Here is a 23,783-nt window from a genome sequence, read left to right on the forward strand (position 1 = left end):
TAGGGGCGTTCCCACGCATTGGAGGCGCGCACCATGGAAGCTGACTCCCGGCCACCGTTCCGCGTCCTGCTGCGGATGGAGATCCACCCTGGCAGGCGGCAGGAGTTCGAGCGCACCTGGCGCCAGGTGGCCACCGGCATCGCGGGTGAGCCCGCCAACCGGGGCCAGTCGCTGGTGCGTTCGGCCGAGGACGAGAACGTCTACTACGTTCTCACCGACTGGGCCGACGAGCCCTCCTTCCGCGCGTTCGAGCTGAGCGAGGCCCACGTCGAGAACCGGCGCAGGCTCCAGCCGTTCCGCCGGGGCGGCGAGATGGTCGTCACCGAGACGGTCTTCGACGTGCCACCCGCGTCCGGGGCCGACGTGTCGGAGGCCGCCGCCTCCGGGGCCGCCGCGTCCGGGACCGACACGGCGGCTTCCGCCCCCGCCGAACCGCTGGCCTTCATCGGGCTGGGCAACATGGGTGGTGGCATGGCGCATCGCCTCCTGGACGCGGGGTGCGCGCTGACCGTCCACAACCGCACGGCAGCCAAGGCCGCGCCGCTGGCCGAGGCGGGTGCCACGGTCGCCGCGAGCCCCGCCGAGGCCGCCAGGGGCCGCTCGGTCGTCCTGCTCAGCCTGGCCGACGAGGCGGCCGTGGAGGAGGTGCTGTTCGGCCAGGTGGCCGAGGCGCTGGCGCCGGGCGCCGTCGTCATCGACACCTCGACCGTCTCGCCCGCCTACGCCCGCGCCTCCGCCCGGCGGCTCGACCAGCTGGGGCTGCGCCGGGTGGAGGCCTGTGTCGTCGGCAACCCCTTCCAGGCCCGCGAGGGCAAGCTGCGCGTCTACACCAGCGGCGACGAGGCCGACATCGCCCGGGTCGCGGACATCCTGGACACCCTCGGCACGCAGGTCGTCCACCTCGGGGAGCCGGGCACCGCCGCCACCCTCAAGCTCATCTTCAACCTGCTGCTCGGCGCCCAGGTGGCCTCCCTCGCCGAGGCGGTCGCCTACGGTGTGGCCGCGGGACTCGACCGGGACCGGCTGCTGACCTCCGTCGCGGAGAGCGGCTTCAGCTCCGTGGTGCTGCGCTTCCGCGCCGAGTTGATGCGCAAGGGCAGCTACGAGCCGGCGTTCTTCCGCTCGACGCTGATGGAGAAGGACCTGCGCCTCGCCCTCGGCGACGCGGCGGTCGCCGGGGTGCCGCTGCCCGTTCTGGAGTCCGTACGGGAACGCTTCGCCGACGTCGGCGCGGCGGGCGACGGCGACAAGGACGCCTCCGTGCTGCTGGAACACACGGTCGGCGGCGGGCGTACGGGAGCCGCTTCGTGACCGCCCCCGAAGCGGTGTTCCACCAGTTGCGCAGCATCGCCCGCTCCCGCGCCGCCGCCACGCCCGCGCCGCCGCCCGACGAGGTGGAGGCGCTGCTCGACCTCGTCTTCGAGTGGTTCCGGGCCCGCTTCAGTCCCGAGCGCGCCGCGCTGGCCTCCGGCGTCTTCCACTACGAGATCGACACCCCGCTCGGCGTCCGCCACCGCTATGTCGCCGTCGACCAGGGCAGCTGCGCCACGTCCGCGACGCTCGACCACGCGCCCGACGCCACCATCGGCGTGGCACTGCCCGATCTGGTGGCGCTGGCCGTGGGCGAGCTCAAGGGCACGGACGCGTTCGTCGGCGGCCGGCTGAAGATCTCGGGCGACGCGTTCTTCGCGATGAACTGGATCGAGTGGTTCGGCGCCCGCAGCGGCCGCCCGCCCGGCTCCGGCACCGCCCCCGATTCCGAGCAAGGAGAATTCCCGTGCGCATAGCCGTGACAGGTTCGATCGCCACGGACCACCTGATGACGTTCCCCGGCCGCTTCAGCGAACAACTGCTGCCCGAGAGCCTGCACACGGTGTCGCTCTCCTTCCTCGTGGAAGAGCTGGAGATCCGGCGCGGCGGCGTCGCGGCCAACATCGCCTTCGGGCTCGGCGCGCTCGGACTGACCCCCGTGCTGGTCGGTGCCGCGGGCAGCGACTGGTCGGACTATCAGCTGTGGCTCAAGGAGCACGGCGTCGACACCGACTCGGTGCACGTCAGCAGCAGCCGGCACACCGCACGCTTCGTCTGCACGACCGACGCCGACCACAACCAGATCGGCTCCTTCTACCCGGGCGCCATGAGCGAGGCCCGCGACATCTCGCTGCCCGAGGTGGCCAGGCGCACCGGCGGCCTCGACCTGGTCGTCGTCGCGCCCGACGACCCCGAGGCGATGCTGCGCCACACCCGCGAATGCGCGGAGCTGGGCGTCCCGTTCGCCGCCGACATCTCCCAGCAGCTGGCTGTTCTCGACCGCGACGGCGTGCGGGCGCTGCTGGCCGGGCCCGCGTATCTGTTCACCAACGCGTACGAGGCGGTGCTGCTCCAGGAGCGCACCGGCTGGACGGAGCAGCAGATCCTCGGCCGTGTCGGCGCCTGGGTCACGACCCGGGGCGCCGACGGGGTGCACATCGAGCAAGTGGGGGTCTGCCCCGTCGATGTGGCGGCCGTGCCCCTGGCGCCGGGCGCTGCCGTCGATCCCACCGGTGCGGGTGACGCCTTCCGCGCGGGCTTTCTCGCGGGCCTCGCCCGGGGGCTCGGCCGTCAGCGTGCGGCCCAGCTGGGCGGTGCCCTGGCCACCACCGCGCTGGAGGTGACCGGTACGCAGACCTACACCCTGGAACGGGACGGGTTCCTTGCCCGCCTGCGTGGTGCCTACGGCGCCGAGGCCGCACGGGAGCTGGCCCCCCACCTCTCCCGGTGAGGGGGCGCCCCTGCTGAAAGCCCGGCTCCTGCGCTTCAGGAGGCCAGCCGAGCTGGGAAGCCGCCCGTGGCGACGGGGCCCCAGCGGCGCGGGGTGACCCTGATCAGCGACTTGCCCTGCTCGAGCATGGCCGACCGGTACTCGTCCCAGTCGGGGTGCTCGCCGGAGATGACCCGGTAGTACTCGACCAGCGGCTCCACCGCCTCCGGCACATCCAGCACCTCGGCCTCGCCGTCGATCTGCACCCAGGGCCCGTTCCACTCGTCCGACAGCACCAGCACGCTCACCTCGGCCTCGCGGCGCGCGTTGTGCGTCTTGGCACGCTCCGGATACGTCGCGATGACGATCCGCCCCGCCGAGTCGACACCACACGTCAGCGGTGACGCCTGCGGTGTGCCGTCCTCCCGCCGCGTCAGCAGGATGGCCCGGTGCCGGGGCCGTACGAACTCCAGCAGTTCATCGAGTCCGACCCGGGTGTTGGTAGCGATCGAAGGAGCCATACCCCGAACCTACCGCGCCCCGCCACGACACACCCCTCACCGGTCGCGACCCACCGGCCACGACCTAGGTGTCACACGGCCAGACCGACTCGCACAGCCCGCACCGCGCCCGCACATGCCCCCGCACGGGAACCCGCAGCCGTACCCGGCAGGTGGGGCACGGGAACGACACCCGCAGCCCCGCGCCGTCGCCGTGCTCGAAGGCGTACCCCGTGGCGCCGCCGGGACCGGCACCGTGCCGCCGGTCCCGCACATAGCGGCGCCGCTCCAGCCACGGCGCGGCGGCCAGCGGCGGCACCTCCTCCTCCCGGTCGGCCACCTTGCGCCCCCGCTCATAGGCCTCGTACGCCTGCGGGCTGGTGAACCAGATCGCCGGGTCCTCCCCGAAGAGCCGCGCCCGCTTGGCCAGTACGTAGCCGAACTCCTCGGGCGTGAGGTAGCCCAGCTTCTGCGAGGTGAGGGCGTCCTGCCGGAACGCGTCCAGCAGGAGCCAGCCGGCACCGAGGTAGGTGGTGGCGGTGTCGGTGAGGATCTCGTTGGCCCGGGTGCCGTCGAACGCCAGGCCGAGGCGGTGCAGCCACACATGGGTGACCTCGTGGGCGAGGGCCGCGCCGATGTCGTGACGGTGGCGTTTGAAGCGGGCGTTCAGCTCGACGAAGTACTCAGGCCCGGCCGTCAGTTCGACGTTCGCCGCGTGTGTCATCTCGCGGAAGCTGACGATCACCCGCGCCTCGGGCAGCCGCAGATGCCGCACCATCACCCCCGCGACGCGCTGGGCGCCCAGATACAGGTCGTCCGCGTCCGCGAAGGCCACATCGCCGGGCGCCACGCTGGTGTCGAAGCCCCGCACCGAGTCGGCCGACATCCGCCGGTAGAGCGCGGTGATCGCCTCGCGCACCGTCTCCAGATGCGGAAAGCCCCGCTCCACCGGGTCAGCCACCGAACCACCCATCCCACACCCCCAGCACGCGGCCTACCGCCACGATAACGCCGCCCCCGGCGCCCCGCCGGGCAACAGCGGGCAGCAGCGTCCACCCGCGCCACGGCACCGGGTGCCGGATTCTTGTCGTCCGCGAAAAGTTGGATCATCAGGGGTTTGCGGCCGGGTGCTGTCGGTAATACGAAACGCCAGGTGCTTGGGAGGACAGGCACATCCGCGGGAGGTGACCGCGAAAGGTCGCCCCGGGTGTGTCACCCGAGCCGCCTCCCGCGGTTGCCGGGAATACACGAGACCGGGAGGAGCGAGTTCCTATGTGCGCCGCACGCCACCGTCACGTTCGCGACCACGCCCGGGGCGTCCACACGTCCCATCGGGTCGGCGAGCTGCGTGAGAAGGTGCGCGCCGCTGTCCGAGAACTGACCCGCGCCACCCGGCCCCAGGCTCCCACCGTCGAACGGATCGCCCAGCACACCGGGCTGGCCGGAGACGATGTGCGGACCGGGCTGGAGGCGATGAACAACTGCTGTGTGATGGGGCGGCACCGGTCCGCCGGGCCCGGGCACCACACCGCACGCGCGCACGCGACCGGACGCGTGCTCCCCGTCTGACGGCCGCGGCCGCGGGGCACCGGCCCCGCGGCCCCGTACACCCCGCAGGCCCGGTGCCGGGCAGGGGCTCTACGGGTACGCGAAGCGAAGGAGCGGCTGTCGGCGGGAGGTTCGGCTTGCGGGTGGGTGTCCTGGACGTCGGCTCGAACACCGTACGGCTGGAGATAGCCGACGCCGACGGCGCCGTGCCGCTCCCCGTGCACACCGTCAAATACCGGCTGCGGCTAGCCGACGACGTGGACGGCGACGGCCGACTGCCCGAATACGCGGTCGAGCGGCTGGCCGAGGCGGCCACGGCGGCCGACGAGGAGGCCCGCTCCTGGGGAGTGTCCCGGCTGACCGCCTTCGCCACGGCGATCGTTCGAGAGGCACCCAACCGCACCCGGATCGTGGAGACCGTACGCAAACACTCCGGGCTGGACCTCGCGATCATGTCCGGGCGCCGGGAGGCCGAGCTGACCTTCCTCGCGGCCCGCCGCTGGATGGGATGGCGAGCCGGACCGATGGTGCTGCTCGACATCGGCGGCGGCTCGGTCGAGGTGGCCTTCGGCCGCTCCGGCGTGCCGGACCTGGCGGTCTCCGTCCCGCTGGGAGCCGGACTGCTCACCCGCGAGCACTTCGGCACCGCCGACCCGCCGCCGCCCGAGCAGCTGCGCGCCGTACGTCGACAGATACGGCACCAACTGCGCGATGTCACAGCGCGCGTCCGCTGGGAGCAGCCGCACACCGCGGTGGCCACCTCCCGCACCCTGCACCAGCTCGCCCGGCTCTGCGGGGCACCGCCGGGCCGGGAGGGGCCCTTCACCCCGCGGTATCTGAAGCGGGGCCGGCTGCGCAAAGAGCTGGGCAGACTGGCTCGGCTGCCCGCCGCGGAGCGTGCGGACCTGCCCGGCATCTCGCCCGCCCGCGCCGGCCAGGCGCTGGCAGGCGCCCTCGTCGCGCACACCACCATGAAACTGCTGGACCTGCGGACCCTGACGCTGTGCCCCTGGGCGCTGCGCGAGGGCGTGCTGATCCAGCAGCTCGAACACGAAGCGGCGCTCCGGTTCGAACAGGACGAGTTGGACGGGTGAGGAAGTCCGACAACCACGCACACTTGTCCATGGGGAGCCGCGTGCCCGCCTCGCCCCTACCCCGCCCGTCCACTTCCGCGCCACCCGGTCCCGCGAGGTCCCCGGCGGCTACGCCGGACGCGTCCCCGCCCCGGACCACCCGCCGACCATCCCATGCAGCCGCCTCAGCGGATAAGGTCGGGCGATGACCAGCAGCAACATCCAGCAGCCCGACGAGTCCGTACGCGCGGAGCTGACCGCGCTGCGCGACAGCATCGACAACATCGATGCGGCTGTGGTGCACATGCTCGCCGAGCGCTTCAAGTGCACCCAGCGCGTCGGCCGTCTCAAGGCCGACCACGACCTGCCCCCGGCCGACCCGGACCGCGAGGCCCGGCAGATCGCCCGCCTGCGCGAACTCGCCCAGGACGCCAAACTGGACCCGGCCTTCGCCGAGAAGCTGCTGAACTTCATCATCGCGGAGGTCATCCGCCACCACGAGCAGATCGCCGGCGCTGCCGGGAAGTGACGCCACCGGCCCGGGCCGCCGAACGGCCCGGGCCGGTCATCCGCGGGGGTGCTCATCCGCGGGGCGGGTCCATCCGCGGGGCCTGCTCAGCCACGCAGCCCGCTCGTCCGCCGAGCGGACTCAGGAGTCCTCCTCGCCCAGCCGGTGCACCCGCACCAGGTTGGTCGAGCCGGGGACGCCGGGCGGCGAGCCGGCGGTGATGATGACCAGGTCCCCCCGCTCGCAGCGGCCCAGCTTCAGCAGCATCTCGTCGACCTGGTCCACCATCTCGTCCGTGGTCTGCACCATCGGGCCGAGGAACGTCTCCACGCCCCAGGTCAGGTTGAGCTGGGAGCGGGTCGCCGGGTCCGGGGTGAAGGCCAGCACGGGGATGGGGGAGCGGTAGCGGGACAGCCGGCGGACCGTGTCGCCGGACTGGGTGAAGGCCACCAGGTACTTGGCGCCCAGGAAGTCCCCCATCTCGGCGGCGGCACGGGCCACCGCACCGCCCTGGGTACGCGGCTTGCTGCTCTGCGTCAGCGGCGGCAGGCCCTTGGCGAGCACGTCCTCCTCGGCGGCCTCCACGATCCGGCTCATCGTGCGCACCGTCTCGATCGGGTACTTGCCCACGCTGGTCTCGCCGGAGAGCATCACCGCGTCCGTGCCGTCCATCACCGCGTTGGCGACGTCGGACGCCTCGGCGCGGGTGGGGCGGGAGGCGTCGATCATCGAGTCCAGCATCTGGGTGGCCACGATCACCGGCTTGGCGTTGCGCCGGCACAGCTTGATGGCCCGCTTCTGCACCAGCGGCACCTGCTCCAGCGGCATCTCCACGCCCAGGTCGCCACGGGCGACCATGACGCCGTCGAAGGCGTCCACGATCGACTCCAGGTTCGCCACCGCCTGCGGCTTCTCCAGCTTGGCGAGGACGGGCAGATAGCGGCCCTCCTCCGCCATGACGCGGTGGACCTCCTTGATGTCGTGCCCGCTGCGCACGAACGACAGCGCGATCATGTCCGCGCCCGTGCGCAGCGCCCACCGCAGGTCCTCGACGTCCTTGTCGGACAGCGCGGGCACCGAGACGGCGACGCCCGGCAGGTTGAGGCCCTTGTGGTCGGAGACCATGCCGCCCTCGATGACCATCGTGTGCACCACGGAGCCCTCGACGCGGGTGACTTCCAGGGTGACCCGTCCGTCGTCCACCAGGATGCGCTCGCCCGCGGTCACATCGGCGGCGAGGCCCGGGTAGGTGGTGCCGCACATCGCGCGGTCACCCTCCCTGTCCTCCACGGTGATCGCGAACTCGTCGCCCCGTTCAAGGAGTACAGGCCCCTCCTGGAAACGGCCCAGCCGGATCTTCGGGCCTTGAAGGTCCGCGAGCACCCCCACGCTGCGCTTCGTCTCCTCCGAGGCGGCGCGCACCCGGTGGTAGCGCTCCTCGTGCTCGGCGTGCGTGCCATGGCTCATGTTGAACCGGGCCACGTCCATTCCGGCCTCCACGAGCGTCTTGATCTGCTCGTACGAGTCGGTGGACGGGCCCAGGGTGCTGACGATTTTTGCTCGGCGCATAGCCCGAGCCTAAGACTTACCGGCGCGTAAAGAACCGCTGCCGGACAATTGTCCAACCGCCTTTTACCGAAAAGCCATTCAATCCCGAGGACAACTAATAAAGTGGGCGGCTATTTGCTCGGATGAGCGCACCCGGGGGCTGTTCCGTCTCGCCGGGTGAGACGGAACAGCGCGAAGCGCCTCGCGTCCTCCTCGCGGATCAGTCCAGCCGCGGCGGACTCATCACGAACCGCGCATTCACCTGAGCGGACACCGTCTGCGGCTGCGGCTCCAGATCGAGCTCCGGAGGCGGCCCGGCCGCCCTGCCGTACCTCATACCTCCGGGCGCCGCCGGATACGGCGGCGGTGGCGGGGTACTGACCTCGGCGCCCAGGTCCGCCAGCTCCACCAGCGCCACCAGACGGGCCCCCAGCGCCTCCGCGTACTCCCGGGCGCGCGTCACCGCCTCCCGCACCGCCTGCTGCCGCGCCGTACGGTGCGCCTCCGAGTTCCGCCACAGCCCCCACCAAGGGCCCTGCACCTCGGTCAGCTCCAGATCGGCGAGCCGCGTGGTCAATTCGCCCAGCACCGTGAAATCCGTGACCGTCGCATTCAGCCGCACCCGCCCGTCATAGGCGTGCACCCGCTCCCGCTTACCGTCCCGCAACCGGGGCTGCACACTGAACGTCCCCGTCGAGAGTTTCCGCACGGCATCGCCGTAGCTCTTGACCAACTCCAGCGCCGTCGCGTTGCGCTGCGTCAGGTCCTCCAGCGCGCCGCGCCGGTCCGTCCCGCGCGCGGAGACCGAGATCCCGATCCGCGCGTACTCCGGATCGAACTCCAAGGTCGCCTCCCCGCGCACCGCCACCCGCGGCGCGTCAGGCGTGCCGTAGGGCAGCGCGCCCGGGCCGTCGGGCAACGGAGCGGAGGACAGCGGCACTTCACCGGGTATCTGCGTCATACGCCAACTGTGGCAGACCGCCCCGCCGCCGATGCCCCCGACCGCTGCGCACCGAGCCCGAAGCGGGTGAAGGCCGTACGCCGTGGCAGCGGGTAACACTCCCGACCCGTCACCGCGTTGAGGATCACCGCGCTGCGGTGCGCCGCCAGCCCTAGATCGGGGGCCCCCACCCCGTGCGTGTGCCGCTCCGCGTTCTGCACGTAAACCGCGCCGGCCACCGCCGGGTCCAGCACCAGCCGGTACTCCTCGTCCACCACCGGACGCCGCGAGGCGTCCCGCCGCAGATACGGGTCCAGCGCCGCCAGCATCCCGTCCGCCAGTCGCTCTACGTACCCCGTCGCCAGCACCACCGCATCCGTCGTCAGCACCCCGCGCTCCTGCTGCTCCGCGTGCTCGAGATGCAGCTCCAGGCGTGACCCGCCGCCCCGCCCCGCCGTGCGCACCCGCACCCCGGGAGTGAGTACCGCGTCCGGCCAGGAGCCGCCGTCGCCCTCAGCCCCGCCGCTGTCCAGCAGCAGCGCTCTGCGATACAGCTCGTCGTGCACCGCCGCCAGCGTCTCGGCGTCCACCGCCTTGTGCAGCTGCCACTGGCGCGGCAGCAGCCCGTCGCGCACCCGCTCCGGCAGAGCGTGGAAGTAGCGGGTGTAGTCCGGGGTGAAATGTTCGAGTCCCAGCTTGCTGTACTCCATCGGCGCGAACGCGGCGCTGCGCGTCAGCCAGTGCAGCCGCTCGCGCCCCACCGGGCGCCTGCGCAGCAGGTCCAGGAACACCTCGGCGCCCGACTGGCCCGAGCCGACCACCGTCACATGTCCCGCGGCCAACAGCTCCTCGCGCCGCTCCAGATACTCCGACGAGTGGTGGACCGGAACCGACGGCGACTCGGCCAGCGGCCGCAGTGCCTGCGGCACATACGGCGCCGTACCGATCCCCAGCACCACATTGCGCGCGTACGACCGGCCCAGCGCCTCCGCCTCGCCGTGCGCGTCCAACTGCGTGAAGTCGACCTCGAACAGCGCCCGTTCGGCGTTCCAGCGCACCGCGTCCACCTGGTGCCCGAAGTGCAGCCCCGGCACGCCCTCGCTCACCCACCGGCAGTACGCGTCGTACTCGGCCCGCTCGATGTGGAACCGCTCCGCGAAGTAGAACGGGAACAGCCGCTCGCGCTCCCGCAGGAACCGCAGGAACGACCACGGGCTCGCCGGGTCCGCCAGCGTCACCAGATCCGCCAGGAACGGCACCTGCAGCGTCGCCCCTTCGATCAGCAGCCCCGGATGCCAGCGGAAGGCGGGCCGCTGCTCGTAGAACGCGCACCGCAGGCCCGGCACCCCGTCCCCCAGCGCCGCCAGCGAGAGGTTGAACGGGCCGATCCCGACACCCACCAGATCCAGCGGCTCGGCCGCCTCGGCGGCCGCGGCGCGCGTCCCCTCGACATCACTCACGTGTCCGCTCCCTCGCATACCGGTCCCGTTGCCTCTCCCCATGCCTCCGCTCCCGCAGCCTCGACTCCCGCCGCGTCGGCACACGCCGTCTGCGCGGCTGTCTGCGCGGCCGTCTGCTCCGCCGCCTCCGAAGTCGCCTCCGAAGTCGCCTCCGCGACGAGCTTGAGCAGCGCGGCCAGATCGCTGCCCCGCACCGCCGGGTTGAGCAGCGTCACCTTCCACCACAGCCGTCCCTCCAGCGCGGCCCGGCCCAGCACCACTTGCCCGCGCTCCAGCAACAGCCGCCGCACCCGCGCCACCAACGCGTCACCGCCACCCGCCGGGCGGAACACCACCGTGGAGATCGCCGGGCGCGCGAACAACTCGAACCGCTCGTCCCGCGCCACCCGTTCGGACAGCTCCACCGCCGCCGCGCACGTGCGCTCCACCAGCCGGGCCATCCCCGCCCGCCCCAGCGCCCGCAGCGTCACGGCCACCTTCAGCACATCCGGACGCCGCGTGGTGCGCAGCGACCGCCCCAGCAGATCCGGCAGGCCCGCCTCGATGTCGTCGTCGGCGTTGAGGTAGGCGGCACGGTGGTCGAGCACCCGCAGCGCCGAAGCGCGGGGTACGGCCAGGAAACCGGCGGCAACCGGTTGCCAGCCCAGCTTGTGCAGATCGAACGTCACACTGTCAGCGAGCTCCACCCCCGCCAGCCGCCCCCGCAGCGCCGCACTGAACAGCAGCGGACCGCCGTAGGCCGCGTCCACGTGCAGCCGGGCGCCGTGACGGTGCGCCACCTCGGCCAGGCGCGGCAACGGATCGACCGCACCGGTGTCCGTCGTCCCCGCCGTGGCCACCACCAGCGGCACGGCCCGCGACCCCGAACCGTCGGCGGGCGCGGACAGGTCACCCAGCGCCGTCTCCAGTGCCGCCGGGTCCAGCACCCCGCGCGGCGTCGGCACCACCAGCGGCGGCTCCACCCCGAGCAGCCACGCCGCACGGTGCACGCTGTGATGCGCGTTGGAGCCGCACACCAGCCGCAACCGGCCACCGCACCCGCCGGTTCCGGCCTGCTCCCGGGCCAGCAGCACAGCGAGCTGATTGGCCTCCGTACCGCCGGTCGTCACCAGCGCGTCCGGCCCCGTGTCCGTCGCGACGCCCCCGGGCCCGGCCTGCGGAAACACCAGCCGCGCCAGCGCGCGGCACACCAGCAGCTCCACCTCCGAAGCGGCGGGGGCCTGGTCCCACGAGTCCAGCGACGGGTTGAGCGCACTGGCCGCCAGATCAGCGGCAGCCGCCACCGCCAGCGGCGGACAGTGCAGATGCGCGGCGCACAGCGGCTCCGCCGGGTCGGCCGCTCCCCGCGCCACCGCGCCGACCAGCACATCCAGCGCCTCCGAGGCGCCCACGCCCCGCTCCGGCAGCACCGCACCGAGCGCGTCCCGCACCCCCGCGGCCACCGCCTCGGGGCCGCCCGGCGGCAGCGGCCCGCCGCGCTCCAGCGCGCCCCGCGACAACGCCCCCACCACCGTGCCCAGCAGCGGACGCAGCGCGGCGGGCCCGGCGGCCCCGCCCGCCAGCAGCCGACCCGGATCCGGCGCCACCCCCGTACCCGTTTCCGCGCCCGTCCCGGCTCCCGTGCCGGCCCCCGCGCCCGTTTCCGGCCCCGGGACAGGTCCCGCCCTCCCCTCCGGGCCGGGGGCGGCCTCCTGAAGACCATCGACGGTGAACGCGGACATGGCGGCTCCCTCGTCACGGCGGCCGGACACAGCGGCGGCCACGGCTGGTTAGGGCGACCTAACTTAGGCGCCGTGCGCCCCGCCACCTGACGATCTCCGCGCTACTTCGCCCGAAGGAGGTAGCCGGCCCCGGATCGGGCCGACGGATCTGATAAAAGACCCGTCGGCATCCCCACAACGGGTCCGTCGGCAGCCCTCCAACGACCCCGGGCGCCCCCGTCACGCCACCGCCGCGCGCACCCCCAACGCCCGCCGCAGGTCGTCCACCTGGTCCTCCAGCCGCCGCCGCAGCGCGGGCACTGCTTCACCCGAGGCCAGACACTCCTCGCCGTACGTCAGCGTCGCCTCGTCCACGAACACGGCAGGGAACGCGTGCCGGCCCGCCGCATCCGCCAGAGCCGGACCACGGCGCGCCGCAACAGGCAGCACATCGGTGAAATACCGTCCCACGTAGCCGCGCAGCAGCCCAGCCTGCTCCGGCTGCCAGAAACCCTGCGCCGTCGCGGTGAACAGATAGTTCGACAGGGCGTCCGCGGGACCGAACATCGCTTCCCACGCCGCCTCCTTCGCCGCGGCCTCCGGCAGCGCGGCGCGGCAACGAGCCGCCGCCTCCTCGCCCCGAGCGCTCCGGTCGGCCGCCGCGGCCTCCTCGATGTCCGCCTCGCCCACCGCGCCCAGCACCGACAGCCGGAGCAGCAGCCGCCACCGCAGCTCCGCGTCCAGCACCGGACCACCCGGCACCTCGCCCACGGCCCGCCATGCCAGCAACTCCTCCGGGTCGGTCGCACAGTCGATGAAGTACCGCGCAGCCGTCAGCCGCACCCCCGAACCACCGGCAGCCGCACCGCGCCCCGCACCGGCCCCCTCCTCACACTCCAGCAGCTCACGGCACACCTCACCCAGCAGCCCCAGCGCCTCCACCCGCCCCGCACCCGCCAGATACCGGTCGGCAGCGTGCCCCCGCGCGAACGCCAACACCCCCTGCACCACCGCGTTGTCCGTCTCGGACCGCAGATGTTCCCGCACCGTACGCAGATACTCCAGCGGCCCCAGCTCCCCCTCACGCACCATGTCCCGCGCCGCGTTCCACACCACAGCACGCGACAACTGCCCCGGCAGCCCCGACAGCGCCGAACGCACCGTGCCCCACGAGACCGGATCCAGCCGCACCCTCGCGTACGTCCAGTCCAGATCGTTGACCAGCACCAGATCAGGACGCGGACCGTCCAGCGTCACCGTCAGCCGGCCACCGCCCGGCGGCACATCCCGCTCCAGCCGCTCCCGCAGCACCAGCCGCGACTCGTCCGCCGGAGCCCGGTCGTACAGCCCCACCGCCAACCGGTGCGGACGCTCCCCACGGTGCTCCACATCCACATACCACTGCCGCGCCGCCGACTCGCCCACCCGCGGCACCAGCGCGTCCGCACCCGTGGTCCGCAACCAGCTCTCCGCCCAGCCGCGCACATCACGCTCCGAGGCCCGCGCCAGCGAATCCAGGAAGTCGGCAAGCGTCGCATTCCCGAACCTGTGCCGCGCGAAATGCTCGTTGATACCCGCCAGGAAACTCTTCTCACCCAGCCACACGACCAACTGCCGGAGCGCCGAAGCACCCTTCGCATACGAGATACCGTCGAAATTGCCCATCGCAGCCGCCGTGTCCGGAACCGCCTCAGCAGCCGGCGCCACCGGATGCGTCGACGGCCGCTCGTCCGCGTCGTACCCCCAGCTCTTCCGCGCCACCGCGAAGTCCGTCCAGGCGTCCACGAACCGGGTCGCCTCGCTCAGCACCTGATAGCCCATGTACTCAGCGAACGACTCGTTCAGCCAGATGTCGTCCCACCAGCGCAGCGTCACCAGATCCCCGAACCACATGTGCGCCATCTCGTGCGCGATCGTCGTGGCCCGCGACATCCGCTCGGTCTCCGTGACCGCCGAACGGTGGATGTACTCGTCCCGGAACGTCACCAGGCCCGGATTCTCCATCGCCCCCGAGTTGAACTCCGGCACGAACGCCTGATCGTAGGAGTCGAACGGATACGGCTCGTCGAACAGCTCGTGATAGCGGTCGAAACAGCGCCGCGTCACCTCCAGCAGCTCCGCCGCGTCAGCGTCCAGGAACCGCCCCAGCGACCTGCGCACATGCAGCCCGAACGGCAGCCCCGCGTGCTCCGTTCGCACCGAGTGGAACGGGCCCGCCGCCACCGCCATCAGATACGTGCTGATCGGCGGCGTCGGAGCACACACCCACCGGCCGCCGCCCGCACCGGAGCGCGCGGCGACACCGTTGCCCAGCACCGTCCACTCTTCCGGCGCCGTCACCGACACATGGAAGACCGCCTTCAGATCCGGCTGGTCGAAACAGGCGAACACCAGCGGAGCGTCAGCGACGCAGCACTGCGTGTACACATATGTGTTGCCGTCCTCCGGATCGGTGAAGCGGTGCATGCCCTCACCCACCCGCGAGTACGGCATCAGCGCCTCGACCCGCAGCTCGTGCTCCCCGGCCGCCAGCCCGCGCAACGGCAGCCGCCCCTCCCGCAGGGCGCCCGGGTCGAGAGCCACCCCGTCCAGCTCGGCCCGCACCAGCTCCCGCGGCCGCAGCTCCACGAAGGTGTCCACCCCCGCCTCCAGCGCGGCGAACCGCACCACGGTCGTGGACCCGAACACCTCCTCCCCCCGCGTCAGATCAAGATCCACGGCGTACTGCTCGACCCTGAGAGCCCGAGCCCGCCCCTGCGCCTCCGCACGCGTCAACACGACCATGCGCGCCATGGTGCCCCACACGGGTACACAACGCACCGGCCTCCGGACGCAGCGCGCCATACCAGAGCGCCACTCTTTCGAGGGGTCCGCCCGGGATCTCCGCACGGGGCGCACTGGCACGGCCATAACGTGCGTGTTATGACTTGGGGAGAAGTAGAACTCGAACCGGAAGTTGTGGAGTGGTTCGATGCGCTCAGTCATGGGGAGCGTGGAACAGCAGCCTTCTACATCGACCTCCTGGCCGAGCGCGGAGTGCTGCTGGGGGAGCCGTACACGCGGCAATTACACGGAAAACTCAGGGAGTTGCGCTTCCACCTGGACCGCGAATCGGTGCGCGTCACGTACTGGATCGCTGCCCATCGGAGGATCATCCTGCTGACGGTCTTCCGCAAGCGGAGAATGCGGGAGCAGGCAGAGATCGAGCGGGCCCGAATGGCCATGGAGCGCTGTATCGCAGAAGCGCACTCCGCGGAGGAGGGAGACAAGGGATGACGCCTCGGACATCATGGAACGAGAAGCGCGCCGAGGCCTTGGCGCACCCGGAGGCAGCTGCTGCCTACCAGGCCGCCGGCCTGCGCTTCGAGCTGGGCGCAGCGGTACGCAAACGCAGGGAGTCGCTCGGTATGTCCCAACGAGAGCTGGCTGACGCGGCAGGCTTGCACCAGCCGGCCGTGGCACGGTTCGAGGCGGGCGGGACCATGCCGACCATACTGATGCTGGAGCGCTACGCCCACGCCTTGAACCTCAGGCTCTCGGTGGAGCTCCTGCCCTTGGATCAAGCGAGCTGAGGCAGAACCGTCGGCCGAGATTCCGCCTTCGAATCGAAGGTGAAGTGCCCCGGGTCGGACTCGAACCGACACTGTATGGGTTTTGAATCCATTGCCTGCTGCCAATTGGGCTACCGGGGCCAGTGGAATCGAAGGCTAACGCCCACCCGCTGTGCTCTTACTTTACAGGACCTGGGTAGGCTCGACGGTCCCACCTGTGCGGAAACGAGGAGCCAAGTGAGCGCGGCGGACTTCCCCGAGCCTGAGAGTGCCCAGAGTGCCGAGCCGGTCGAGGCGGAGGCTTCGACGACGGACGGGAGTGCGCATGTGCCTCCGGCGACGACCCGGGTCGTGATCGCGGAGGACGAGGCGCTGATCCGGATGGATCTCAAGGAGATGCTGGAGGAGGAGGGCTACACCGTCGTCGGCGAGGCCGGCGACGGACAGCGGGCCGTGGAGCTGGCCCGTGAGCACCGCCCCGACCTGTGCATCCTGGATGTGAAGATGCCGGTGCTGGACGGCATCTCCGCGGCGGAGAAGATCGCCGAGGAGAGCATCGCGCCGGTGCTGATGCTGACGGCCTTCTCCCAGCGGGAGCTGGTCGAGCGGGCCCGGGACGCCGGGGCCATGGCCTATCTGGTGAAGCCGTTCAGCAAGACCGATGTGGTGCCGGCCATCGAGATGGCGGTCTCCCGCTTCACGGAGCTGAAGACGCTGGAGAAGGAGGTCGCCGACCTCGCCCAGCGGCTGGAGACGCGGAAGCTGGTTGACCGGGCCAAGAGCGTGCTGCAGACGCAGTACGGGCTGACCGAGCCGGCCGCGTTCCGGTGGATCCAGAAGACGTCGATGGACCGGCGGCTGTCGATGCAGCAGGTGGCGGAGGCGGTCATCGCCGACGCCGAGGAGCGCAAGAAGCAGCAGTGAGCAGCACATGAGCAGCACAGGGGAGGGGGCGCCCGGAGGTTCCGGGCGCCCCCTCCCGCTGTTGTCGGTGCTCAGTCCTCGCCGAGGTACGCCTTGCGTACCGACTCGTCGTGCATCAGTTCCTCCCCTGTCCCCGACAGGGTGATGCTGCCGGTCTCCATCACATGGCCGTGGTCGGCCAGGGAGAGCGCGGCCTGGGCGTTCTGTTCGACGAGCAGGATGGTGGTGCCCTGTTCCTTGAGCTCGCTGATGGTGGCCATGATCTTCTGCATCATGATCGGTGAGAGTCCCATGGAGGGCTCGTCGAGCATGAGCAGTTTGGGGCGGGACATCAGCGCGCGGGCCATGGCGAGCATCTGCTGTTCGCCGCCGGAGAGGGTGCCGGCGGCCTGGCGGCGGCGTTCTCCGAGAATGGGGAACCGCTCGTAGGCGCTGTCGATGTCCTTGGCGATGCCGTCGGTGTCCTTGCGGAGGAAGGCGCCGAGCCGGAGGTTCTCCTCGATGCTGAGCCGGGGGAAGATGCGGCGGCCTTCGGGTGAGTGGGCGAGGCCCATGGAGACGATCTTGTGGGCGCCGACTCCGTTGAGCACCTGCCCTTCGAAGGTGATCTTCCCGGTGACGGGTCTGAGCAGTCCGGACAGGGTGCGCAGGGTGGTGGTCTTCCCGGCGCCGTTGGTGCCGATGAGGGTGACGACTTCGCCTGCGTCGACGGTGAAGGAGATGCCTTTGACGGCTTCGATCTTGCCGTAGGCGACGCGCAGGTCCTCGACTTCGAGCAGGGCCATCAGTCGGCCTCCCCTTCTTGCGGGGCGCCAGGTGGGGCCTGCTGCCCGTCCTGCTGCCCGTCCTTCCGGCCGTCCTGCGGGGCGGCCGGTTCGGCGGCGGGTTCGGCGGCGTGCTCCTCGGCCGCCCGCACTTCCGCCGCCTCCTCCTCGCCCGGTTCGCCTTCGAAGGGGGTGCCGAGGTAGGCGGCGATGACGCGTTCGTCGCGCTGCACGGTCTCGGGGGTGCCTTCGACGAGTTTCTCGCCCTGGACGAGGACGGCGACGCGGTCGCAGAGGTTGAAGATGAACCGCATGTCGTGCTCGATGACGAGTACGGCGGTGCCCTGTTGGCGAATGGCCAGGACGAGTTCGCGGGTGGCGGTGGTCTCGCCGGCCGTCATGCCCGCTGTGGGCTCGTCCAACAGCAGCAGTCCTGGTTCGCTGGCGAGGGCGCGGGCGATCTCCAGTTTGCGCTGTTCGCCGTAGGGGAGGTTGCGCGCCAGGTGTTCGCGTTTGTCCTCGAGTCCGGTGAAGCGCAGCAGTTCCATGGCGCGTTCTTCGGATTCCTGTTCGGCTCTGCGGAAGCGGGGGCCGCGGACGAGGGCGGAGAAGAGTCCTTCGTGGGTGCGGGTGTGCCGGCCGACGAGGACGTTCTCCAGGACGGTCATGTTGGCGAAGAGCCGGATGTTCTGGAAGGTGCGGGCGATGCCTGCCTGGGTGACCAGGTGGGAGCGGTGGGGCAGGACGGTGCCCCTGTAGCGCACTGTTCCCTCGGTGGGGATGTAGAGGCCGGTGAGGCAGTTGAAGAAGGTGGTCTTTCCGGCGCCGTTGGGTCCGATGAGGCCGACGATTTCTCCGGCGCGCACGTCGAGGTTCACGTCGCGTACGGCGGTGAGGCCGCCGAACCGCATGGTGACTCCGGAGGCGTCGAGTACGACGTCGCCCAGGGCGGGTCCGGCTCCGGGTGCGGGCGCGTCGGCTGGTGTGGTGGTCGTCATCTCGTCTCACGCCTCCGTCTTGCCGAGGCCGGGGGTCGCTGCCGTGGGGGTGTCGGATTGTCCCGCCTCGTGGAACTCGAGCTGCTTGCGGCGGTCGGCGATGAGGCCCTCGGGCCTGAAGCGCATCAGCAGGATGAGCGCGATGCCGAAGAGCAGCAGCTGGTAGTCGGCCATGAACTGGAGCTTGGCCGGGATGAGGTAGAGCAGTGCGGCGCCGATGAGGGGTCCGCTGACGGTGCCCATGCCGCCGAGGATGACGGCGATGAGCAGGAACGCGGAGTTGGGCGGCGCGGTGTGGACGAACTTGTACGACTCGGGGGTGACGGAGAACTCGACGTGGGCGAGGACGGTTCCGGCCATTCCGGCGAGGGTGGCGCCGAGGGCGAAGGCCATCAGTTTGAGCCGGAAGGCGTTGACGCCCATGGCGCGTGCCGCGGTCTCGTCCTCGCGGATGGCGATCCAGGCGCGGCCGATACGGGAGTTGTCGGAGCGCCGGAACACGGTGACGACGATGGCGGTGAAGACCAGCATCAGCAGGTAGTAGTTGGCGAAGCGGCCGAGTTCGAAGCCGAGGACGGTGTGGGTCTGTCCGAGGTCGAAGCCGAGGATCTTCAGGTCGGGGATATTGGGGATGCCGTTGGGGCCGTTGGTGACGTTGGGTCCTGAGTCGCCGTCGAGGTTCTGGACGGAGATACGGAAGATCTCCCCGAAGCCGAGGGTGACGATGGCGAGGTAGTCGCCGTGCAGCCGCAGCGAGGGGAAGCCGATGACCAGGCCGAAGACGAGGGCGACGGCGGCGCCGATGAGCACGGCGGCCCAGAAGGGTACGTGCAGGCCGACCGAGGAGGTCTCGGCGCCGGAGACGAGTGCCGCGGTGTAGGCGCCGACGCCGAGGAACGCGACGTAGCCGAGGTCGAGGATGCCGGCGAGGCCGACGACCATGTTGAGGCCGAGCGCGACGGTGGCGAAGATCAGCACGCTGACCGCGATATTGGTGTAGGCCTCGTTGCTCTGGGTGATGGGGAAGAGCAGGGCCGCGACGAAGGCGGCGGCGAGGGTGGTGTTGCGGTTGCGGCCTGCCAGTACGGACAGCCGCCGGGTCAGTCCTGCCCTGCCGAGCGCGGGGAAGGCGAACGCGGCCAGCAGCAGGAAGCCGATGAAGGGTGGCCCGTCCTCGGCTTCGATGCCGTAGGCGAAGACGTAGAGTCCGGTGGCGCAGGCGGCGCAGATCACCAGGATCTCGGCCCAGCCGGGCAGCGGTGCCGCGGTGCCGGGCGGGGGTGCGTCGAGCGCGTGGCGGAGCCGCTTCCAGGGGGCCGGCCGCCGCGGGCCGGCTTCGGGCTCGGGCGGCAGGTCGGTGGGGAGGGCGAGGGCGCCGACGACGGCCAGCAGGGTGCCGGCGACGCCGATCCACATGCCGGGTTCGAAGTTGACGAGGCCGCCGAGGTCGACGGCGATGGCTCCGGCGGTGTACCAGGTGGCGACGAGGTTGCCGACGGCCAGCAGCAGCACGGCGCTGTGTTTGCCGCCGGGGGTGAGCCAGCGCAGTCCGGGGACACCTGCGGTGGCCAGCAGCACGGCCGCGGTCAGTACGGCGCCGGCGAGGGTGATGAGCTGCAGTCCGGCCGGGTACATGGCGATGGTCAGATCGCCGGGGAAGGCGGAGGTCCAGGTCCAGGGGAGCATGGTACTCGCGAACGCGACGACGGCTCCGGCTGCGGTGAGGATGCGGCCGCGTGCGCGGCTGGTCAGCGGGTCGGAGCCGAGCGGCAGGAGCGGTGGGCCTCCGGCGGAGTCGCGCGCCGGGTTGCCGGCGGTTTCGTCGTTGTCCCGGGTGGCGGTGGTGTGCTGAGTCGTCATGGGTATCACGCCCGATCCGCGAGGCGTTCGCCGAGGATTCCTTGGGGCCGTACGAGGAGGACGAGGATGAGCAGGATGAACGCCCATACGTCCTTCCAGGAGCCGCCGCCGAACTGTTCGAGCCCTGGGATGTCGCCGATGTAGGCGGTCGCCATGGCTTCGGCGACGCCGAGGACGAGGCCGCCGACCATGGCGCCGTAGATGTTGCCGATGCCGCCGAGCACGGCGGCGGTGAAGGCCTTGAGCCCGGCGATGAAGCCCATCCGGAAGTTGACCTCGCCGGTCTTGAAGCCCTGGGCGATGGCGGCGATCGCGGCGAACGCGGCGCCGATGGCGAAGGCCATCACGATGATGCGATCGGTGTTGACGCCCATCAGTTTGGCGGTGTCGGGGTCCTGCGATGTGGCCTGCATGGCGCGTCCGGTGCGGGTCTTGGCGACGAACAGGCCCAGCGCGAGCATGCACACGGGTGCGGAGACGAAGATGAACAGGTCTTCGCGGGAGAGGGTGACGAAGCCGAGGTCGAAGTCGCTGCCGCCGATCTGCGGGAAGGGCCGGGCCTTCTTGGCGTCGGGGTAGAAGGCCCATACCGCCTGCTGGAGAGCGAGGGACAGCCCGATGGCGGTGATCAGCGGGGAGAGCCTGGGGCCGCCGCGCAGCGGCCGGTAGGCGAAGCGTTCGGCTCCGATGGCGACCAGGACGGCGCAGACGACGCCGAGCAGGATCATCAGGGGGAGTGCGACGGCCAGCCCTGTGCCGTCGGGCAGCCACAGGTAGGCGGTCAGCGCGCCGAAGCCGCCGATCATGAATATCTCGCCGTGGGCGAAGTTGATGAGCTGGACGATGCCGTAGACCATCGTGTACCCGATCGCGATGAGGCCGTACAACGCGCCGAGTGCGAGTCCGTTCGCCAGCTGATCCGGCAGATCTTGCACCGGGACTCCTTGGGTGTGTCAGATACGGCTGCGCGGGGGCGCGCTCGGCGCCCCCGCGCGGCTGTGAGGTTCGGGTTGGGGCGTGCGGTGCGGATCAGCCTTCGTCGAAGGTGCCGGTCTGCACGGGCTTGTGCTTGCCGCCCTTGACCTCGTAGACGGAGAGCTGCTTGTTGGTGGTGTCGCCGTACTTGTCGAAGGCGACGTCACCGGTGACGCCCTTGAACGCGACGTCCTGCATGGCCTTGGTGACCTGCTCGCGGGTGTCGTCGATGTTGCCCGGCAGCTTGCCGTCGTTCTTCTCCACCACGGCCTTGACCGCCTGGATGATCGCCCAGGTGCTGTCGTAGGAGTAGCCGCCGTATGCCTCGTAGGGGAGTTTGTAGCCGGCCGCCTTGTAGTTCTTCATGAACGTCTTGGCGGTGTCCAGGGTCTCCAGGGGTGCGCCGACGGAGGTGGCCAGGTCGCCCTCGACGTTCTTCTTGCCGAGCTTGATGTACTCCTCGCTGTAGAGCGCGTCACCGCCCACGACCAGGGCCTCGGAGCCGGCCTTGGAGATCTGCGCGCTGAGCGGGGCGCCGGCCGGGTACTCGCCGCCGTAGTAGACGAAGTCGGCCTTGGACTTGGCGACCTTGGTGCCGACGGCGGAGAAGTCACGGTCGTCGGGGTTGATGTGGTCGGTGCCCACGACCTTGCCGCCGAGCTTCTTGAACTCGTCGGTGAAGGTGCCGGCCAGTCCCGCGCCGTAGGTCTTCTTGTCGTCGATGATGTACGCCTTCTTCAGCTTCCGCTTGTTGTACAGGTACTGCGCCGCGTACGGGCCCTGTACGGCGTCGGTGGTGGAGGTGCGGAAGTAGGTGTCGAACAGCCGCTTCTTCTCGCCCTTCTGCCAGTGGGGGCCCTGGCTGAGCTCGGGGGCCGTGTTGGCGGGGGAGACCTGCACGAGGTTGGCGTTGCCGAAGACCTTCTGCATGGACTGGCCGACGTGCGAGTTGAGGGGGCCGACCACGCCGACGACCTTGTCGTTGCCCACCAGCTTGGTGGCGTTCTGCTGGCCGGTGCCTGCCTGCGCCTGGTCGTCCAGCGCCTCCAGCTTGAAGGTGACGCCCTTGACCTCGTTGTTCTTGTTGGCCGTCTTGATGGCGAGGTCGCTGGAGTTCTTGATGCCCTGGCCCAGCGCCGACAGGTCGCCGGTGAGCGGGGCGTCGACGCCGATGACGACAGTGGTCTTCTCTCCGCTGTCGCCGCCTCCGCTCTTGTCGTCGCGCGAGCCGCACGCTGACAGGGTGAGGGCTCCCACCGTGACGGTGGTGGTGAGTATGAGCAAGGAACGGTGACGCACGATCAGTCCTTTCCCCGAGGCGCGGCCCCCATGGAGTGAGTGGCCGTATCGCGCGCCGGGCCGTACGGGTAGTACAGATCGGAGCTCGTCGTGCGCGCCCGGCGGCGCGGTGACTGGCGGTGACTCTATGGCGCTGCTGGTGCAGTCGGGCAGAGGTCGGATCCAGGATGTGACTCTCTTGTTATGACCGTCACGGAACCGGCAGACCGGAGGCCGGTGATCCTCAACGTGCCTGGTATGACGGCGAGATGGCGGACGCATTTCCCGCCCGGAAGCCGCAGTTGGTTCAGCCGGTCGCCGGCCGGGACCGCGCGGCGGGTCCGCATACCGTACGGAAGACGCGGGTGAGTGCCCGGGCGTAGCGGTCCCCGGGGATGAAGCTGAGATCTTGCGACGCGCGCGCGTTACGCAACGTGACGTCCAGGAAAGGCAGCCGGGCCCGTACCGGCAGCAGGCGGCAGGAGGTGACCCGCGCCGTCACCCACACCCGCTCGGCCTTACCTGGCCGCACCGTCACCGGCTGCGCCGGGGAGAGCTCCATGGTCAGCGCCCGGTACTCCTGGGTGACCCGCCGCACCAGCACCGGGTCCCGGGTCACGGCCCGCAGTTCGATCCGGAAGCTGCGCCTGGCCACGTCCACATCGGTGACGCGGACGAAAGTGATCCGGGTGCTGTGCACGGGGTACGGCACCTTGTGCCGCGCCGCCGGGGCCGGCCGGTCGGTCGGCAGCACCGAGACCACAGCCCAGCCGAGGAGGCCACAGCAGACGAGGGCGACGATCAGCAGCCGGGCACGCCGCGGCAGCGCCTCCCACCGCTCGAAGAGCCGGGGCCGGTCAGGACCGCTGCTGAGAATGTCCCCCATATGGGGACGTTAGCGCCACCGGGTGTCCCGCGCACGCGCCCTGTCAGGGCGCCCCCTCCCGGGCCCTGGCAGCCGACTTACGCGTCCCGCAGCAGGCAGGTGAGGCGGGCCGTGCACACCCGGCGCCCGCTCTCGTCGGTGATGACGATCTCGTAGCTGGTCATCGTCCGCCCCCGGTGCACCGGCGTGGCGACACCGGTCACCAGCCCGGAGCGCGGCCCGCTGTGATGGGTGCAGTTGAGGTCCACTCCCACGGCGGCCCTCCCGGGGCCGCCGTGCAGCATGGCGCCCACCGAGCCGAGCGTCTCGGCGAGCACGGCGGAGGCCCCGCCGTGCAGTAGCCCGTACGGCTGGGTGTTGCCCTCGACGGGCAGGGTGCCCACGACCCGCTCGGGCGCCGCCTCCAGTATCTCCAGGCCCATGCGCTCGCCGAGCTTGCCGGCGGAGAAGAGCGAGGGCAGGTCCACGCCCGACCCGGCCCACTGGTCCAGGATCTCCTGGGGGAACTTGGTCGTGGTCTGCTCACCCAT

General features: G+C 71.0%; 23 protein-coding genes and 1 tRNA gene. 9 read left to right on the forward strand and 15 right to left on the reverse strand.

Going from position 1 to position 23,783, the window contains the following annotated elements; genetic code table 11:
• Positions 1 to 33: 33 nt before the first annotated feature.
• Genes HC362_RS25905 through HC362_RS25915 form a run of 3 tightly spaced genes read left to right on the forward strand, consistent with a single transcriptional unit; the run spans position 34 to position 2,761 of the window.
• Entirely contained in the window at positions 34 to 1,311 is a 1,278-nt protein-coding gene (locus HC362_RS25905; protein ID WP_243086557.1) for an NAD(P)-binding domain-containing protein, read from the forward strand.
• Positions 1,308 to 1,787, forward strand: a complete 480-nt coding sequence (locus tag HC362_RS25910) for an SCP2 sterol-binding domain-containing protein (RefSeq protein WP_243086558.1) — start codon at positions 1,308 to 1,310, stop codon at positions 1,785 to 1,787. The genes HC362_RS25905 and HC362_RS25910 overlap by 4 nt, the downstream gene beginning before the upstream one ends.
• Positions 1,778 to 2,761 (forward strand): carbohydrate kinase family protein, encoded by a 984-nt coding sequence (locus HC362_RS25915; protein WP_243086559.1) that lies wholly within the window; start codon positions 1,778 to 1,780, stop codon positions 2,759 to 2,761. Before HC362_RS25910 ends, HC362_RS25915 begins: the two co-directional genes overlap by 10 nt.
• A gap of 35 nt (positions 2,762 to 2,796) precedes the next feature.
• Here HC362_RS25915 and HC362_RS25920 read toward each other — a convergent pair whose 3' ends face one another.
• Positions 2,797 to 3,261, reverse strand: a complete 465-nt coding sequence (locus HC362_RS25920; protein WP_243086560.1) for a PPOX class F420-dependent oxidoreductase — start codon at positions 3,259 to 3,261, stop codon at positions 2,797 to 2,799.
• 64 nt (positions 3,262 to 3,325) lie between these two features.
• A complete protein-coding gene (locus HC362_RS25925; protein WP_243086561.1) occupies positions 3,326 to 4,213 on the reverse strand; it encodes a hypothetical protein in 888 nt (295 codons plus the stop codon).
• 299 nt (positions 4,214 to 4,512) lie between these two features.
• On the opposite strand from HC362_RS25925, the gene HC362_RS25930 reads away from it, so the two are divergent.
• From HC362_RS25930 to HC362_RS25945, 3 genes are all read left to right on the forward strand, one after another.
• Complete coding sequence (locus HC362_RS25930) at positions 4,513 to 4,809, forward strand: hypothetical protein (RefSeq protein ID WP_243086562.1); 297 nt, start codon at positions 4,513 to 4,515, stop codon at positions 4,807 to 4,809.
• Between the two features lie 116 nt (positions 4,810 to 4,925).
• Positions 4,926 to 5,882, forward strand: a complete 957-nt coding sequence (locus HC362_RS25935) for a Ppx/GppA family phosphatase (protein ID WP_243086563.1) — start codon at positions 4,926 to 4,928, stop codon at positions 5,880 to 5,882.
• Positions 5,883 to 6,066: 184 nt separating this feature from the next.
• Positions 6,067 to 6,390: a chorismate mutase gene (locus HC362_RS25945; RefSeq protein WP_243086564.1), complete on the forward strand. Its 324-nt coding sequence runs from the start codon at positions 6,067 to 6,069 to the stop codon at positions 6,388 to 6,390.
• Between the two features lie 120 nt (positions 6,391 to 6,510).
• Here HC362_RS25945 and pyk read toward each other — a convergent pair whose 3' ends face one another.
• The 5 genes from pyk to pepN form a co-directional block, all read right to left on the reverse strand.
• On the reverse strand, positions 6,511 to 7,938 hold the full coding sequence (pyk, locus tag HC362_RS25950) for a pyruvate kinase (protein ID WP_243086565.1): 1,428 nt from the start codon (positions 7,936 to 7,938) through the stop codon (positions 6,511 to 6,513).
• A gap of 199 nt (positions 7,939 to 8,137) precedes the next feature.
• The gene (locus tag HC362_RS25955; protein ID WP_243086566.1) at positions 8,138 to 8,878 is read right to left on the reverse strand and encodes an SIMPL domain-containing protein; all 741 of its coding nucleotides are present in this window, start codon (positions 8,876 to 8,878) and stop codon (positions 8,138 to 8,140) included.
• Positions 8,875 to 10,335 carry a SidA/IucD/PvdA family monooxygenase gene (locus tag HC362_RS25960; RefSeq protein ID WP_243088817.1) on the reverse strand — a complete coding sequence of 487 codons (1,461 nt, stop codon included), beginning with the start codon at positions 10,333 to 10,335 and terminating at the stop codon, positions 8,875 to 8,877. The genes HC362_RS25955 and HC362_RS25960 overlap by 4 nt, the downstream gene beginning before the upstream one ends.
• Positions 10,314 to 12,038: a pyridoxal-dependent decarboxylase gene (locus HC362_RS25965; RefSeq protein ID WP_243086567.1), complete on the reverse strand. Its 1,725-nt coding sequence runs from the start codon at positions 12,036 to 12,038 to the stop codon at positions 10,314 to 10,316. Before HC362_RS25965 ends, HC362_RS25960 begins: the two co-directional genes overlap by 22 nt.
• 219 nt (positions 12,039 to 12,257) lie before the next feature.
• Complete coding sequence (gene pepN / locus HC362_RS25970) at positions 12,258 to 14,801, reverse strand: aminopeptidase N (RefSeq protein WP_243086568.1); 2,544 nt, start codon at positions 14,799 to 14,801, stop codon at positions 12,258 to 12,260.
• Positions 14,802 to 14,939: 138 nt separating this feature from the next.
• Between pepN and HC362_RS25975 the strand changes: the two genes are divergently transcribed.
• Positions 14,940 to 15,293, forward strand: coding sequence for a type II toxin-antitoxin system RelE/ParE family toxin (locus HC362_RS25975; RefSeq protein ID WP_243086569.1), 354 nt, complete (start codon positions 14,940 to 14,942; stop codon positions 15,291 to 15,293).
• A complete protein-coding gene (locus HC362_RS25980) occupies positions 15,290 to 15,589 on the forward strand; it encodes a helix-turn-helix transcriptional regulator (RefSeq protein WP_243086570.1) in 300 nt (99 codons plus the stop codon). The genes HC362_RS25975 and HC362_RS25980 overlap by 4 nt, the downstream gene beginning before the upstream one ends.
• Positions 15,590 to 15,634: 45 nt before the next feature.
• On the opposite strand, the gene HC362_RS25985 is transcribed toward HC362_RS25980, so the two are convergent.
• A tRNA-Leu gene (locus HC362_RS25985) sits at positions 15,635 to 15,709 on the reverse strand.
• 186 nt (positions 15,710 to 15,895) lie between these two features.
• Here HC362_RS25985 and HC362_RS25990 point away from each other — a divergent pair.
• Positions 15,896 to 16,492: a response regulator gene (locus HC362_RS25990; protein WP_243088818.1), complete on the forward strand. Its 597-nt coding sequence runs from the start codon at positions 15,896 to 15,898 to the stop codon at positions 16,490 to 16,492.
• Between the two features lie 71 nt (positions 16,493 to 16,563).
• Here the strand turns inward: HC362_RS25990 and HC362_RS25995 are convergent, their stop codons facing one another.
• The 7 genes from HC362_RS25995 to HC362_RS26025 form a co-directional block, all read right to left on the reverse strand.
• The gene (locus HC362_RS25995) at positions 16,564 to 17,280 is read right to left on the reverse strand and encodes an ABC transporter ATP-binding protein (RefSeq protein ID WP_243088819.1); all 717 of its coding nucleotides are present in this window, start codon (positions 17,278 to 17,280) and stop codon (positions 16,564 to 16,566) included.
• A complete protein-coding gene (locus tag HC362_RS26000; RefSeq protein ID WP_243086571.1) occupies positions 17,277 to 18,254 on the reverse strand; it encodes an ABC transporter ATP-binding protein in 978 nt (325 codons plus the stop codon). The genes HC362_RS25995 and HC362_RS26000 overlap by 4 nt, the downstream gene beginning before the upstream one ends.
• A gap of 6 nt (positions 18,255 to 18,260) precedes the next feature.
• A complete protein-coding gene (locus HC362_RS26005) occupies positions 18,261 to 20,114 on the reverse strand; it encodes a branched-chain amino acid ABC transporter permease (RefSeq protein WP_243086572.1) in 1,854 nt (617 codons plus the stop codon).
• 5 nt (positions 20,115 to 20,119) lie between these two features.
• Positions 20,120 to 21,049 (reverse strand): branched-chain amino acid ABC transporter permease, encoded by a 930-nt coding sequence (locus tag HC362_RS26010; RefSeq protein WP_209266862.1) that lies wholly within the window; start codon positions 21,047 to 21,049, stop codon positions 20,120 to 20,122.
• Between the two features lie 94 nt (positions 21,050 to 21,143).
• On the reverse strand, positions 21,144 to 22,388 hold the full coding sequence (locus HC362_RS26015) for a branched-chain amino acid ABC transporter substrate-binding protein (RefSeq protein ID WP_243086573.1): 1,245 nt from the start codon (positions 22,386 to 22,388) through the stop codon (positions 21,144 to 21,146).
• Positions 22,389 to 22,674: 286 nt separating this feature from the next.
• A complete protein-coding gene (locus tag HC362_RS26020; RefSeq protein WP_243086574.1) occupies positions 22,675 to 23,253 on the reverse strand; it encodes a Tat pathway signal sequence domain protein in 579 nt (192 codons plus the stop codon).
• A gap of 77 nt (positions 23,254 to 23,330) precedes the next feature.
• The gene (locus HC362_RS26025) at positions 23,331 to 23,783 is read right to left on the reverse strand and encodes a hotdog fold thioesterase (RefSeq protein ID WP_243086575.1); all 453 of its coding nucleotides are present in this window, start codon (positions 23,781 to 23,783) and stop codon (positions 23,331 to 23,333) included.

It is taken from the genome of Streptomyces sp. 891-h (assembly GCF_022760275.1).
GTDB classification, from domain to species: domain Bacteria; phylum Actinomycetota; class Actinomycetes; order Streptomycetales; family Streptomycetaceae; genus Streptomyces; species Streptomyces spirodelae.